Annotated in this window: 12 protein-coding genes; 2 read left to right on the top strand and 10 right to left on the bottom strand. The window is 60.8% G+C overall.

Annotated features, from left to right (window positions below; all coding sequences use genetic code 11):
* Nucleotides 1-359 precede the first annotated feature (359 nt).
* Complete coding sequence (locus IB265_RS35440) at nt 360-1,055, bottom strand: UdgX family uracil-DNA binding protein (RefSeq protein WP_192496155.1); 696 nt, start codon at nt 1,053-1,055, stop codon at nt 360-362.
* Between the two features lie 278 nt (nt 1,056-1,333).
* Between IB265_RS35440 and IB265_RS35435 the strand changes: the two genes are divergently transcribed.
* Nucleotides 1,334-1,627 (top strand): DUF6916 family protein, encoded by a 294-nt coding sequence (locus IB265_RS35435; protein ID WP_192496147.1) that lies wholly within the window; start codon nt 1,334-1,336, stop codon nt 1,625-1,627.
* Here IB265_RS35435 and IB265_RS35430 read toward each other — a convergent pair.
* Genes IB265_RS35430 through IB265_RS35415 form a run of 4 tightly spaced genes read right to left on the bottom strand, consistent with a single transcriptional unit; the run spans nt 1,618 to nt 3,852 of the window.
* The gene (locus IB265_RS35430; RefSeq protein WP_192496146.1) at nt 1,618-2,178 is read right to left on the bottom strand and encodes a GNAT family N-acetyltransferase; all 561 of its coding nucleotides are present in this window, start codon (nt 2,176-2,178) and stop codon (nt 1,618-1,620) included. The two genes, IB265_RS35435 and IB265_RS35430, sit on opposite strands and share 10 nt — an antisense overlap.
* A gap of 12 nt (nt 2,179-2,190) precedes the next feature.
* Nucleotides 2,191-2,724 (bottom strand): phage tail protein, encoded by a 534-nt coding sequence (locus tag IB265_RS35425; protein WP_192496145.1) that lies wholly within the window; start codon nt 2,722-2,724, stop codon nt 2,191-2,193.
* A gap of 49 nt (nt 2,725-2,773) precedes the next feature.
* Nucleotides 2,774-3,304: a phage tail protein gene (locus IB265_RS35420; RefSeq protein ID WP_192496144.1), complete on the bottom strand. Its 531-nt coding sequence runs from the start codon at nt 3,302-3,304 to the stop codon at nt 2,774-2,776.
* Between the two features lie 17 nt (nt 3,305-3,321).
* Nucleotides 3,322-3,852, bottom strand: a complete 531-nt coding sequence (locus tag IB265_RS35415) for a phage tail protein (RefSeq protein ID WP_192496143.1) — start codon at nt 3,850-3,852, stop codon at nt 3,322-3,324.
* 247 nt (nt 3,853-4,099) lie between these two features.
* On the opposite strand from IB265_RS35415, the gene IB265_RS35410 reads away from it, so the two are divergent.
* Entirely contained in the window at nt 4,100-8,833 is a 4,734-nt protein-coding gene (locus tag IB265_RS35410; protein WP_192496142.1) for a putative Ig domain-containing protein, read from the top strand.
* Between the two features lie 239 nt (nt 8,834-9,072).
* Here the strand turns inward: IB265_RS35410 and IB265_RS35405 are convergent, their stop codons facing one another.
* The 5 genes from IB265_RS35405 to IB265_RS35385 all read right to left on the bottom strand — a co-directional run bounded on the left by IB265_RS35405 (nt 9,073) and on the right by IB265_RS35385 (nt 15,022).
* Nucleotides 9,073-10,362 carry an amidohydrolase family protein gene (locus tag IB265_RS35405; RefSeq protein WP_192496141.1) on the bottom strand — a complete coding sequence of 430 codons (1,290 nt, stop codon included), beginning with the start codon at nt 10,360-10,362 and terminating at the stop codon, nt 9,073-9,075.
* Complete coding sequence (locus IB265_RS35400; protein WP_192496140.1) at nt 10,359-11,300, bottom strand: ABC transporter permease; 942 nt, start codon at nt 11,298-11,300, stop codon at nt 10,359-10,361. Before IB265_RS35400 ends, IB265_RS35405 begins: the two co-directional genes overlap by 4 nt.
* Before the next feature lies 1 nt (nt 11,301).
* Nucleotides 11,302-12,351, bottom strand: coding sequence for an ABC transporter permease (locus tag IB265_RS35395; protein WP_113736916.1), 1,050 nt, complete (start codon nt 12,349-12,351; stop codon nt 11,302-11,304).
* Nucleotides 12,341-13,870 carry an ABC transporter ATP-binding protein gene (locus IB265_RS35390; RefSeq protein WP_112996710.1) on the bottom strand — a complete coding sequence of 510 codons (1,530 nt, stop codon included), beginning with the start codon at nt 13,868-13,870 and terminating at the stop codon, nt 12,341-12,343. Before IB265_RS35390 ends, IB265_RS35395 begins: the two co-directional genes overlap by 11 nt.
* 126 nt (nt 13,871-13,996) lie before the next feature.
* Nucleotides 13,997-15,022, bottom strand: coding sequence for a BMP family protein (locus IB265_RS35385; protein WP_057251369.1), 1,026 nt, complete (start codon nt 15,020-15,022; stop codon nt 13,997-13,999).
* Between the last annotated feature and the right edge of the window lie 28 nt (nt 15,023-15,050).

The raw sequence follows: 15,050 nt of genomic DNA, 5'->3' as shown, positions 1-15,050 counted from the left end.
CACTGCCTTCGCTACTAGACTGGTCTCCGGTGGCAGGGCTTGTCAGTTCTACCGCTCCCCACGCAAGCAGGACGAGGGCTAGGCTCGCCGCAAGAACCAAAAAAACGCGCCTGCCCATTCCCGCCTGGCGCGTTTCCCTGGCAGAGAAGGTAGTCCTTTCGGCATCGTGCGTTGCTGACAGCGGCTCGCCGCGCTCGTCCAGTTTATCGGCCATTGGATCCACTCGGTATTCATTCGGACTAGTACCCCGCGCCCATCAATGTGGCCCGAAGGACGAACGAAAAACGGGCAGATGCTCAAATGGTTCCGAAACTCCTCCTTTGGAGGCCGGCCATAGTGCGACGATCAGGACGCGAATTTCACCTTGTTTGTCGCCGCGCAGCCGGCTCAATTTTCCCAGACAGCAGTTCATTGGCAAGGCGCAGATCGGCAACAAAATGCTCCCGCTCGCGATTGGCATTCAATCGATCGCGAATTCGCAGCAGGTATGATGGGTGGATTGTTACGACGATCAGAAACCGGGAACCAACTTCCAGCGGCCGCCCACGATCCTTGGTCACCCTGATCGATCTTCCGAGCAGTGCTCCTGATGCCGTAGCGCCGAGCGCCACGACTACGGCTGGTCGCAGGCGGGCGAGTTCGGCGCCGAGCCACCAGGAGCAACGCTGAACTTCGCCGGCATTGGGCTTCGAATGCAGTCTGCGCTTGCCACGCTGCTCATACTTGAAGTGCTTGACCGCTTTGGTCAGATAGCAGGCCTCGCGTTCGATGCCGGCTTCCTCCAAACATTCGGTCAATACGGTGCCTGCGGGGCCGACAAAGGGCTTTCCCGCTAGATCTTCCTTGTCTCCAGGCTGTTCACCGACAAGCATAAGTTTCGCGTTTTCCGGACCCGCACCAAAGACAAGCTGGGTCGCATGCTTGTAGAGGTCGCAGCGGCGGCAATCCTCGGCTTGCTGTCGGATATCACCAAGCGAAAGACCGCTCATATGGGGGTTCTCAAGAGCCGGCCCCTGTGTGGCCGAATGCTCTGGACTGTTTCTAGTCGTTGCCATCGCCCTGCGATCCACGAATGTTGCGCGGCTCGGTTCGGCTATATGAAACTCGCCGTCGCGTTCCTTGATCCCAACAGGTCGTGCGTAGTTTCGTTCCCATTACCGCTTCCGAGCGCGACGAAGGTGGCGTGGGTGGCGCAAGATTCGGCCCTTTTCTCCAGTAATGGACACTTAACCAAGAGGCCTGTTTGGTCGGCAATACACTTTACTCGGGCGTCCGGATGGAATGAGATAACGCGGTTTCAACTTCAACGGGCATCCCTTCAAAAGGACGGGCTATGAAGATCGTCGGACTGGAGCATTTCGCCGGCTGTGTGGGGGAGGGGTTCGATATCGACCTTGGTGCCGCCTCGGTTCCGCTGACCCTAGCGCAGGCCGAGCCACTAGCGGGTGATGTGCGCGGCGTGGCGCGGCGTGTGCCCTTCTCTCTGATGTTCCGCAGCACCTCAGCCGTCGTTTTGCCGCAGCAGACGTATCGCCTCAGGAATGCATCGCTCGGTGCTTTGGATGTGTTCCTCGTACCCGTCGCGCGAGAACGGGCAGGCATTGTCTATCAAGCCGTCTACAATTGATGTTCGTCAGGGGCGTCGATAAGTCTGTCGGATGAGACTGACCACTCCATTCGATAATGAGTGGGCGTTTCGCCGGTCCGCATGAAGCCAAGGCGTTGATAGAGCCGCATCGCTGAAGGGTTGTCGTGGGCGACATGAAGCACGAGCCTGCTCTCGCCCTTTGATGTCACCTGTCGTTGCATGTTTGTGAGCATGACCGTGGCGATACCCTGCCTCTGGTGGGAAGGCAGTATACTTACATCGACAATGTGCCAGGCATCAGTGCTGCGGTCGATGTACAAGCGCCCGACGGGCGACGCTTCGCGCTCGATGAGCAAAAACTCGGTGTCAGGGAACATCAAACGATAGGAGCGATGCTGGAGGCTGAACTGCTGATCGATGAAGGCCTGCTTTTCGACAAGGCTCCAAGGCAGTGTGTGCAGTTCGTCGAGCCGGACGGCACGGTAAAGTTCCCTCAGAAAAGGCGTGTCGTTGATTTCCGCTGTTCTGAGGGTCAGGCTACTGGCGGCGATGTGTCGGAGTTCGTTAGGAGCTGCCAGCTGAGACACCATATTGCCCGGTCATCAGGATTCAAAGGAAGGGAACGCGCCGGCAAGCGAAATGCTGAAATTGACGGCGATATAGGGTTGACTGTTTTCATGAGGCTCGCCTCCGCCGGCTGCGTTGATCATGTTTGGCGCGAACTGGACATTCGCCGAGGCGTTTGACGCAAAGACTGCGGTGGTTGGCGAGGCGAGTTCGGCGCCAGGTGCCGGCGTGCCGGAACGCTTCGTCGGGTCGTTTTGGTTGAAAACGGAAAAACCGTGACTGTGCGCCGGCATTTGAGCTTGTGTCAGTGTGATGCTGTTATGGCCGAAGCTCTCACCGATCTCGCGGGGGCTAAGCCCCGGGCTGGCGCCCCGGTTGCACGCTGCGCGCCCGGCAAAATTGGGGAGCTGGAAATTAGTTTGTCCATTTCCACCGAATTCTGCGCCAAGAAGGGAGAAAAGTGCAGTGTTCTGCTGAATAGGGATGAGCGTGCCGTTGCAAAACGCCCACTGGTACGGGGGAAAACTAAAGCTGAATAGCTGGATCTCGCCGATGAAAGGTGTCGTCATTGCTTTGTCCTCGTCGTTGCGGCGGCTGCGAGCGCCGCGACGTGCCGGTTCAACCTTGAGATGGGAAAACGCCGGCCCAGGCGATGCAGAATTGCGCACTGAGCGTGGGCATGGTGTTGTCATGCGGCTGGGTGCTGCCGCGTGAGTCCGTCGAAGCGCTCGACGTTGCGAAGCGCGCAGAGCCGCTGGTGTCGGTGACATAGAGTGTGTCGCCGGTGACGGACCCGAACTCGGCCGTCGGGGCTATCGTCGTCCCTTCTGCGGCTACCGAAGTCGCGTTCATCGAATGGGAATGGGCCGGGATCTGGCCGACCAGCAGTGTGATGTTTTCGCTTCCTCCCAGTTGACCTATGACCCTCGGAGTCAGTCCCTGGCCGCTTCCGTTGTGGACCGGTACGCGGCCGCTGAGGTTTGGCACGGCAAACGTCAGCTGCCCATCGCCTCCGTAGGTCGTGCCGATCAGCGTGAACAACACGTCATATTGTGAAATTGGGTGGAGTGATCCGTCGCAAGCAAACCAACCGTTCGGAACCTTCGAGAAACCGAACATACGGATCTCACCGACATAGGGTGTACTCATGTCATGTCTCCAGAAGCTCAGTTTCGTGAGGGATAGCTGCCGGCAAGAGCAACGCAGAAGTTTATGACGCAGAAGGGTTGCATGTTGTCGTGCGGCTGTCCGCCCCCAGCCGGGGCGACAGCATCGCTGGCGAGGGTAACCTGTGGCCCTGTTGCTGCCCCGTAGATCGCGGTGGACGTGGTCCCGACAAGATTGCCAGCTGGGTTGCGTGAAACACCCGTGGAGGAGGTGCCCAGGCCCTGATGGATGTGCTGAGGCAACTGCGGGGTGGTCAGCGTGACTGTTTCGCTCCCCGAAAACTGGCCGATTTCCATCGGGGTTGGATTCCAGGATGGGTCATAAGACGGACCGAATGCGACCGGGATCCGCCCCTGCATATTAGGCAGACAGAAGTTGGTTGTTCCATTGCCGCCGTAGAAGGTGCCGAGCAGTGAGAACAAGGCGCTGTTCTGTGCGATCGGCAGCAGCTGACCATTCGCAAGCGCGAAGCCGCGCGGTGCGAAATCGAAACCCGTCATCATGATTTGACCGAGGAAAACTTCTGTCATGCCCTGCCCTTGGCCACTTCGTTAAGTTGTTGTTTCGGCCATATTCAGCCGAGGGATGTGCTGGTTTCAATGGGGGGCGGCGCCTTTGCAAAGACGTGGCGAACAAAGAAACAATGCCTGCTTCAAATCGGGAATCGTCTTTAAGTGTTGTTGCATTGCGCAATGCACGTCACTATAGGTTGTGTTCTGCATATTGTGAATCGCGGGATATGCGCCTGAGGGGGCGGACAATCTTCGGGGGATAAGGATGCCTTTCTGTGCGCGGCGCTCGGCGGCGATGGGGAATGCCGACCTGCTTCGATCGATTGTCCTTTCGGTACTCTTCCCGCTTTTAGTGATGGCATTCGGCCTGTTGAGTGAGGCCGCCGAGGCGGCGCCGTCGCCAAATTGCGGACCGTTCAACGTTAACGTTGCCCATGGTGGGATGATCGTTATCGACGCGAGCGCATGCGACGGTCCTGCCAACTTCGGTATTGGCGGTATAAACGTCCCTGCGACCAACGGGACTGCGGTCACAGACCCGCTTGGCCAGACGGTTACCTATACGCATGCGGGTGGTGGCAACACCGCTACCAGCGACGCCTTTGTTTTCGACGATGGCTTGGGAAACGATGTCCAGGTCAACGTCACGATCGGAGCGCCGTCGTCAATCACCGTCAGCCCGTCGTCCTTGTCAATGCGTGCAGGCGAAAGCTTCAGTCAGACGCTGACGGCAGCGGGTGGCACTGCGCCTTATACCTGGGCACACGATAGCGGCATCTTGCCGCCCGGCATCTCGTTCATGAACGGAGTCTTCTCGGGAACGCCTACGGCTCGAGGCGCGCACACGTTCACCATCCGGGTGACCGACAACCTTGGAGTGACCGCCACTCAGTCCTATACGACGACGGTCGCAAATCCGCAGTTGACGCTGACGCCGGCGGGTCCGATCAACGCAGTCGTCGGCCAGCCAACCAGCGTGACATTTACAGGGGGTGGCGGTGTGGCGCCCTACACGCTGCAATACGAATCCGGGACGCTACCGTTGGGCATGAGTTTCAGTGGAGGGACGCTCAGCGGCACGCCGACGGCGACAGGAAGCTCGACATTCAATGTCCGTGTGACTGACAGCAGCACGGGGGCCGGCGCCTGGTTCGAGGTGAAGTCTGTCACCGTGAATGTGGCAGCGGCGCCAACCGTCACGCTCTCACCCACGACGCTTCCATCCCCCAAAGTCGCAACCGCCTACAGTCAGACGATTTCGGCATCGGGCGGCCAGCCATCATACACTTTTAGTATCACTTCAGGAGCGCTTGCGCCGGGCTTGAGCTTATCCCCCGCGGGTGCGCTTTCAGGGACACCGAACGCCGCTGGTAGTTACAGCTTTACCGTGACCGCAACGGATGCGCTCGGGTTCACGGGATCACGTGCTTACACATTCACCGTGAATGCCCCAACCTTGGATCTTCCCATAACCGTCTTTGCCGATGCGACACGTGGAACGAGCTATTCGGCATCGCTCAATCCGGCAACCGGAGGCACTGCGCCATATACTTATTCGATCGCTTCTGGTGCTTTGCCTCCTGGCCTGGCGCTTTCGTCGGGAGGTGTTTTGTCGGGTACGCCAACCGCGTCCGGAAGCTTCGTTTTCACCGTAAGGGCGACCGACAGCACCGCCGGTACCGGGCCTTTCACTACCCAGCGCCTCTTTACGCTCGATGTCGTGGAACCGGTACCTGTCGCCAATCCTGTGTCAGTGACCGTTACCTACGGCAGCGGCGCCAATCCGGTTACGCTCAACGTTAACGGAGGAGCCCCGACGTCTGTCGCCATCGGTACCTCACCCCAGCATGGCACAGTGGTGGCATCCGGGGTCTCGCTTACATATCAGCCTGACGCTGGTTTTGCGGGGGCAGATAGCTTTACCTACACAGCCAGCAATCTGTCCGGGACGTCAGCGCCTGCGCTCGTCAGCGTGACCGTGTCCAGCCCGACGTTATCGCTTTCCGCAGGCGGAGCGCTGGCCGGGAGCGTCGGGCAGACCTATAGCCAGACGTTCAGTGTTGCCGGCGGCGCATCCCCCTATGCCCTTGCGGTCACGGGCCTTCCTGCAGGGCTTGCTGTGTCCGGCACGACGGCGACAACGCTCACAATATCGGGCACGCCATCGCAGGCGGGTAGTTTCAGCCTCGTGGTCTCGGCAACCGACAGCAGCTCGGGCTCAGGTCCGTTTTCCACGTCGCAATCCTTCTCGCTGAACATCGGCTCGCCGACCGTGTCGATCAGCCCGCCATCGTCGACACTGAACCTCACTTATGCCACCGCATTCAATCAGTCCTTTTCCGCCAGCGGCGGCACGGAGCCCTATAGCTACTCTGTCACAGGCCCCTTGCCGGCGGGAATGTCCTTTTCTTCCGGAACCTTGAGCGGCACGCCAACGCAGCCCGGTGCGTTCCCGATTACGGTGATGGCACAGGACAACTCGACCGGCGCAGGCGCGCCGTTCGTTGCGACGAACAACTATGTTCTTCAGGTCGGCAGCCCAACGATCGCGCTTACGCCAACCACCTTGCCGAACGCGAGCGCCGGAACCTCCTACAGTACAACGCTTACAGCGTCCGGGGGCGTTGGGCCCTATAATTTCGCGTTGACAGCGGGAACCTTGCCGTCTGGCCTGTCCTTGTCGCCAAGCGGCGAACTGTCCGGCGCGCCGAGCCAATCCGGCTCGTTCGGCGTGACGATATCGGCAACCGATGCAAACGGGCAGTCCGGAGCGAGAGCGTATAGTCTGATCGTCGGCAACGCTGCGCTTAGCCTTTCGCCTTCCACTCTCCCTCCAGGTAGTGGCGGCACTGCCTATAACCAGACATTTGTGGCAACCGGTGGGGTTGCTCCCTATAGCTTTGCGATTAGCGCGGGCTCGCTGCCACCGGGCATCAGCCTAGCCGCCGCGGGCCAACTCTCAGGCGTTCCAAGCGCTGCCGGCACGTTCAGCTTCGACGTTGCCGCTACGGATTCGACCGGCGGCATCGCCTCCACTGTCTCGGCATCTTACAATCTTGTGGTGGCGGCCCCAACGATTGCCGTGGGACCTGCAAGCTTGCCTGCCGGCGTCATAGGGCACGCTTACGACCAGGCGTTGACCGCGTCAGGCGGCACGGCACCTTACACCTACACCCTGTCGAGCGGGGCGTTACCGCCCGGCTTAAGCGTGACTTCTGGCGGTGAATTGTCCGGTAGCCCAGCGTCCGAAGGCGCATTCACCTTCACGGTAATGGCCACCGACGCGCTTGGCTTCAGTGGAACAGCGACATTCAACGTTGTGATTGGCCCGGATGCACCGCAGGCCGTTCGCGATGTTGCCACGACAATCGGCGGGCACCCGGTCACAATCGCGGTAACTGGCAACGATATTGGCGCGATTTCTTCGGTAGAAATCGTTCAGACGCCAGGTCACGGTACAGCCACTGTCTCGGGCAACGTGATCGACTATACAGCCGAAACTTCCTTCAGCGGCACTGACACGTTTACCTACCGGGTGCATGGCCCCGGTGGTACATCCTCCCCGGCGGCCGTTACGATCAACGTCAATCCGCGTCCGATTGCTGTCGCGCAGCGTGTCGGAGTGCTGAACGGCAAGACGGTGACCGTCGACCTGACGGCTGGCGCGAGCGGCGGGCCATTTATCGGGGCGACTTTGGTATCCCTGTCTCCGCCCGGATCAGGCACCGCGACGCTTTCTGGTCAGGTGCTGACCTTTACCGCAGACCCGACCCTCACTGGCGCTGCCACTGCGACGTTCACGCTTCGGAACGCCTACGCTACCTCCGAACCGGCAACCATTCAGTTCGATGTGGTCGAGCGACCCGACCCGACGCTTGATGCGGAGGTGATCGGGATCTTGAATGCGCAGACGGCGGCCACGCGACGGTTTGCAACGACGCAGATTATGAATTTCCATCAGCGTCTGGAGGCGCTTCGCGGACCTGTTCGCGAGGAGCCGGCCGGCGGTGTCGGCTTCGTCCAGGGCATTGTGTTGTCGTTCGCGGACGACTGCCGAGGTCGGGGGCCTTCCAACCGCCCTGGTGAATGCCGGAGCGGACAGCCGAATTCGATCCAGATGCCTTTCGATGCAGGGCTTGCCGGAAGCGGTACCGCATCGGCGGGCGGCCGACCCAACAAGGTGACGATTTGGACGGGTGGCTCGATCAATGTCGGTGAACGCGATGGTGCTGACGGATTCGAGTTCGAAACCACCGGTGTGAGCGGCGGTGTGGATTACAGGTTCAACCGCGATTTGATGGTCGGCTTCGGTATCGGATACGGCCATGACAACAGCGATGTCGGCAGCAATGGCAGCCGCAGTAGGGGGGAGAGCTACACCGCTGCGCTCTACGGCAGTTATCAGCCAGATGGAAACCTGTTCATCGATGGCCTCGTCGGATACCAGTGGCTGTCCTTTGATTCCAAGCGATATGTGACGTCGGATGGCACGTTCGCTTCAGGCGAACGCGATGGCCAGCAGTGGTTCGTGTCAATCTCGGCCGGCGGTCTCTATGATATCGATGGGTTTGGGTTGTCGCCCTACGCTCGGCTCGATATAGCGCGCGCCCAACTGGACGCCTTCACCGAGAATGGTGATCCATCGACCGCGCTTCACTATGGCGCGGAAGACGTCCACACGACGACCGGCAGTGTTGGGGTCACACTGCGCTATGACCAGCCGACGAGTTTTGGTGTCGTCTCACCGGAGCTTCGCCTCGAATATCAACACGATTTCGCCGGCGACAGCGCTATTACGATGAACTATGCAGACATCTTCAGCGGGCCGACCTATCGCGCTCTCATTGACGGACTCGACCGCGACCGCTTTATCGTTGGTGTCGGTGCGAACATCCAGACGACCCAGGATTTTGCGCTTCGGATCGAGTATCGCGGCATGTTAGGCAGTGAGGGCGACACAGATCACGGTGTGTTGCTCAACGTCGGAAAGCAATTTTGATTTCCGGGGCGCAAGGAATGCTGTCGACATCATCTGTTGGACATCACAACAGGCGGACGTCGCGGGATGAAATTGCGGGCCGCCATCGCGGAAGCCGATAAGTTTGGAATGATGCGGGACCCCTGCCGGCGACTTGGCCGCCGCGCATCCCTACGGAAAAAGCATCAGAAACGCCACCTGCCGCGATTGCCGGGATGCGCGTCCATTGAGCTGTTGAAGCTTGTTCTCGTCCAGCCCGGTCAACGTGCCAACGGAACGAGGTGGCGGCGGTTGATGGTCGCCGGGCGGCCCTTGATGGACAAGGTCGTATCGTGCTTTTCGCGTTCAGCCACGACCTTCCCATTCGCCACGACGCAAAGCCGCTCGGCGCGCAAGCGCACCGCCTCGATCGGATTGCCCGCATCGAGCACCACCAGGCTTGCGGATTTGCCAACGGTCAGGCCGAGATGATCGAGCCCCATGATCTCGGCGTTGACCTTGGTGACCATGTCGAAGCAGGTGCGCATGTCCGCGGGCGAGGACATCTGGGCGACGTGCAATCCCATGAAGGCGACGTCGAGCATGTCGGCTGTGCCGAGGGAGTACCATGGATCGAGCACGCAATCCTGGCCCCAGCCGGTGCGGATGCCGGCCTTCAGCATCTCTGGTACCCGCGTCATGCCGCGGCGCTTGGGATAGGTGTCGTGCCGCCCCTGCAGCATGATGTTGATGAGCGGATTGGGAATTGCCGAGACACCGGCCTCCGCAATCAGCGGCAGCAGCTTCGAGACATAGTAGTTGTCCATCGAATGCATCGAGGTGAGGTGCGAACCGGCCACCCGGCCCTGCAGGCCGAGCCTCTTAGTTTCATAGGCAAGCTGTTCGATATGGCGCGAAAGCGGGTCGTCAGTTTCGTCGCAATGCAGGTCGACCATCAGGCCACGCTTGGCCGCGATCTCGCAAAGTTCGGTAACGGACCGCATGCCCTCGGACATGGTCCGCTCGAAATGCGGGATGCCGCCGACGATGTCGACGCCCAGGTCGAGGGCGCGAATGATGTTCTCGCGCGCATTCGGCGAGCGATAGAGACCGTCCTGGGGGAAGGCGACGAGTTGAAGGTCGATATAGGGCGCGATCTGCTTCTTGACTTCGAGCAGGGCTTCCACTGCCAGGAGGCGGTCGTCGCAGGTATCGACATGGGTGCGGATGGCCAGGAGCCCCATCGACACCGCCCAATCGCAATAGGCCAACGCGCGCTCCTTTACGGCCTCATGGGTCAGGAGCGGCTTGAGTTCGCCCCACAGCGTGATGCCTTCGAGGAGCGTGCCCGAGGCATTGATACGCGGCAGGCCATAGGACAGCGTTGCGTCCATATGGAAATGCGGATCGACAAAAGGCTGGCTGACGAGGTTGCCCGAGGCATCGACGACGCGACCGGCCTCGGCATCGATGCTGGGCTCGATCGCGGCGATCCTGTCGCCCTTGATGCCGATATCGGCAGCGGTTCCGTCGGGCAGCGTGCCGCCCTTTACGATAAGGTCGAAACTCATCTTTCGCCTTTCTGGTACGGGATCATCAAAGCTTTGGGATAGGTGGCGCGGCGCGCGACCAGGATCAGCGCCAGGATCGACAGCGCATAGGGCATCATCAGGAAAACCTGATAGGGCACGATGCCGCCCGATATCTGTTGCAAGCGAACCTGATAAGCATCGAAGGCGGCGAATAGTATAGCGCCGATCAGCGCCTTCCCTGGCCGCCAGGAGCCGAAGACGACCAGCGCGATACAAATCCAGCCGCGCCCATTGATCATCTGAAAAAAGAAGGAATTGAAGGCCGAAGTAGTGAGAAAGGCGCCACCCACCGCCATCAGCGCGCTGCCGATGGCGACGGCACCCGTGCGGATGCCGGTCACGGAAATGCCCTGGGCCTCGACCGCCGAGGGGTTTTCGCCGACAGCGCGAACGGCAAGGCCAATGGGCGTGCGGTAAAGGATCCAGGCGACGGCTGCGACTGACACGAGCGCGAGATAGGTCAGCGGCGTCTGGGAAAACAGCGCCTCGCCAATGACGGGAAGGCTGGAAAGACCCGGGATCGGCAACGGCTGGAACGGCTCAATCTTCGGCGGCGACGTCACCTCGGGCAGCGCAAGCCGATAGGTGAAGTAGGTCAAGCTCGTGGCAAGCAGCGTGATGCCGATGCCGACGACGTGTTGCGACAGGCCGAGCGGTACGGTGAGTGTGGCGTGCAGCAAGCCGAACATGGCGCCGACAATGGCCGCGACCAGCACGCCGGCCCAAAGATCGCCGCCAGAATAGACGGTGAACCAGCCGGCAAAAGCCCCGGCCGTCATGATCCCTTCGATGCCCAGATTGAGAACGCCCGCGCGCTCGCATATCAACTCGCCCATGGTCGCGAAGATCAGCGGGGATGCGATCCGGATGGCGGCAACCCAGAAGGAGGCGGTGAAGAGGATTTCAAGCGCGTCCATGTCATCTCCACCTGATCCGGAATCGCGCCAGAAGGATCGCGACAACCATCGACAGAAGCGAAGTCGCAACCATGACGTCGGCTATGTAACTCGGCACTTTGGCGGCACGGCTCATGGCATCGGCGCCGACGAAGATGCCGGCGACGAAGATGGCCGATGCGATGACGCCGAGCGGATTGAGTATGGCGAGCATCGCGACGACGATGCCGGTGTAACCGTAGCCTGGCGACAGGTCGAGCGTCAGGTTTCCCTTGAGCCCCGAGACTTCGGAAAAGCCTGCAAGTGCGGCCAACCCGCCCGAAAGCAAGGCCGTCTTCATCAGCGTGCGGTTGACCAGAATGCCGACAAAACGTGCCCCCTCGGGATTGTGGCCGACGGCGCGCATTTCGTAGCCGAGAACCGTCTTTTTCATGACGACCCAGACGAGAACGGCCGAAACAAGCGCTATGGCGAAGCCGTAGTGCAGGCGCTTGCCCTGGATGAGGCGCGGCAGTTGGGCTTCAGCGATGACCTTTTGCGATTGCGGCCAGCCGAGCCCCATCGGGTCCTTGAGTACACCTTCAAGCAGCATCGACACGAACAGCAGGACGATGAAGTTGAGCAGCAACGTGGTGACCACCTCATCGACGCCGAAGCGGGTCTTCAGCACGGCCGGGCCGAGCAGAAGCAGCGCGCCTGCGGCCATGACGGCGACCATGATCACCGGGATCAGAACGACCGAAGGTAGCGGTAGTGTGCCGGTTCCCAGCACCACGGTGACGACGCCACCGATGTAGAGTTGGGCTTCCGCGCCGATGTTCCAGAGCTTGGCCCGAAAGGCGACGGCGATCGCCAGGCCCGTGAAGATCAGCGGCGTCGCACGGGTCAGGGTTTCCATAAGCGCGAACTGTGAGCCGGCCGCTCCCTTGGCCACGAGATAGAAGACGGACAGCGGCGAAGCGCCAGCGATGAGAACGAGCATCGACGTCAACACCAGCGTTGTGGCGATGGCTGCCAGCGGAAACAGCAAGGTGACCGCCAAGGACGGTGCAAGCTTTGGCTCAAGCCGCATGGTCGCCGCGCTCCCCGTCGTGGCCCGCCATCAGCTCTCCCAGTTGCCGAATGCTGCGCTCGCCGCGCGAAGACGGCGTCGAAAGGCGTCCCTTGGACATGACGATGACGCGGTCGGACAATGCCAGGACCTCCTCGAGGTCTTCGGATATCAGCAATATAGCCGCGCCCCTGTCGCGTGCTTCGAGCAGCATGCGGTGTACATATGCGACGGCGCCGACATCGAGGCCACGGGTCGGCTGGCTTGCAAGGATGACCGTCGGGTCGGGATCAAGGGCCCGGCCGAGGATTAGCTTCTGCATGTTGCCGCCCGAAAGCAGGCGCATGCGGGCTTCGGGCGAGGGGCATTTGACCTCGTAGTCGGTGATGAGTTTCTCGGCGAAGCCGCGGGCAGCCCTCCAGTTCAGGAAGCCCATGCGACTGAACCGCGGACTGCGGTAGCGTTCGCCGATGACATTCTCCGTCACGCTCATGTCGCCGATGCTGCCGATAGCGTGGCGATCTTCTGGAATCCGGGCCACGCCGTGGGCGAGTGCTGCGCGCGGCGACCAGTCGGCGACTTCCCTCCCGGCGATGGAGATGCTCCCGGTGGTCGGGCGCCGGATGCCGGCGATGAGGGCCGCAAGGCCAGCCTGGCCATTGCCGGCAACGCCGGCAAGGCCGGTGATCTCGCCGGCCGTGAGCGTGAGCGACACTTGATCGAGGCCGGCCCCGTTATACGGCGTCGTGGAGACCCTTTCGAGCGCCAGCAGCGGTGCACCCCGCTTTACCGGGTTGACCTCCGCCGGCTTGACCTCCTGGCCAACCATAAGGGCGGCTAGTTCTTTGCGGTCGGTTGAACCCGTTTCACGCTCGCCAACGAGCCGGCCGGAGCGCAGAACCAGCACCCGATCACTGACCGACATTACTTCGTGCAATTTGTGGGAGATGAAGATGATCGACAGACCCTTTGCGACGAGCAGCTTCAGTGTCCGGAACAGCGCATCGGTCTCTGCGGGTGTTAGAACGGCCGTCGGCTCGTCCAGGATCAGGAGACGGGCTTCGCGATAGAGTGCCTTCAAGATTTCGACGCGCTGACGTTCGCCGACCGAGAGCGTGGAGACGGTGGCGGCGGGTTCGACGGCGAGGCCGAAATCGGCCGACAGTTGCTCGATGCGCCGCCGCGCTGCGGCCCTGTCGAGCCGCATGCGCCAGAGGCTCTGCGTGCCAAGCGCGATATTTTCCTGCACCGTCATGTTGTCAGCAAGGGTGAAATGCTGGTGGACCATGCCAATGCCGGCATCGAGAGCCGCGCGCGGATCTCCCGGCGGAAGCGGCTTTCCGAAGGCCTCGACGGTTCCCTCGTCAGCGACATAGTGGCCGAATAGAATGTTCATCAGCGTCGTTTTGCCGGCACCGTTCTCCCCGAGAAGTGCTATGACTTCGCCCCGCTTCAGCTCGAAGGAAATGGCCTCGTTTGCCCTGAGTGGGCCGAAGCGCTTGCTGATGCCGGAAAGACGAAGGGCAGGGTTTCTTGACACGGCAGTGACCGGAAGTGGCGATGTGGGAAGGCTTCCTTTCCCGTCCAGGGAGAGAGTGGTCGCTTCCGGCGAAGGGTATCCCCCTCCGGCAAGGTTGCCCACCTCTCCCATGAACGGGAGCACAGGCTAGCTCGACTTAGGCTCGGCGTCGTTGATCTCGACGGTGAACGCGCCGTCCTTGATCATCTTTTCTTTCTCAGCGACCTTGGCCTTGATGTCGTCCGGAACCTTGCTGTCGAAGGTGCCGAGAGGTGCTAGCGAACAGCCGCCGTTCTTCATGAAGGAATAGACGCCGTAGTCGTCGGCCTTGAAACTGCCGGCCTTCACCTCGGCGATCGCCTTGTCGAGCGTCGGCTCGAAATGCCACAGCGCGGAGGCGACAACGGTGTCCGGATAGTCTGCCTGGGTATCGATGACATTGCCGATCGCCAGGATCTTCTTTTCCTTGGCGGCATCGGACACGCCGAAACGCTCGGCATACAGCAGATCCGCACCGCCATCGATCTGGGCGAACGCCGTCTCCTTGGCCTTGGGCGGATCGAACCACGAGCCGATAAAGGCGACCTGGAACTTGGTGTCCGGGGCAACTTCTTTCACGCCGGCCATGAAGGCGTTCATCAGCCGGTTGACCTCCGGGATCGGGTAGCCTCCCACCATGCCAATGTTCTTGGACTTGGTCATCGCGCCGGCGATGATGCCAGACAGATAGGATGCGTCCTGGATATAGTTGTCGAACACCGAGAAGTTCGGCACGGCGGCATCGGGCTTGAAGCTCGAGCCCATTAGGAAGGCGACGTCAGGATAGTCCTTGGCGACGGCGCGGGCGGCATCCTCGACGCCGAAGACCTCGCCCAGGATCAGCTTGTGGCCCGCCTCGCAATATTCGCGCATGACGCGCTCGTAATCGTTGTTTGCGGTGTTTTCCGAATAGACATATTCGATGTCGCCGCGCTCCTTGGCGGTATTGGCCGCCTTGTGAATACGACTAACCCACTGCTGCTCGACCGGGACGGTATAAACGGCTGCCACCTTTGTCGGGTCGGCAGCGAGCAGGCGGCTTGGAATACCCGCTGCAGCCACCGCGGCGGAGGCGCCGGCAATTTTGATCAGATTTCTTCTGGAAATGGCGAAATTGAAGGAATTGCTATGCATGAACTTCCCCTCTGATTGATTGCGCGTT

It is taken from the genome of Ensifer sp. ENS10 (genome assembly GCF_014852025.1).
Taxonomy (GTDB): domain Bacteria; phylum Pseudomonadota; class Alphaproteobacteria; order Rhizobiales; family Rhizobiaceae; genus Ensifer.
Note: the sequence above shows the minus strand (reverse complement) of the source record. Positions and strands in the feature narration are given on the sequence as shown.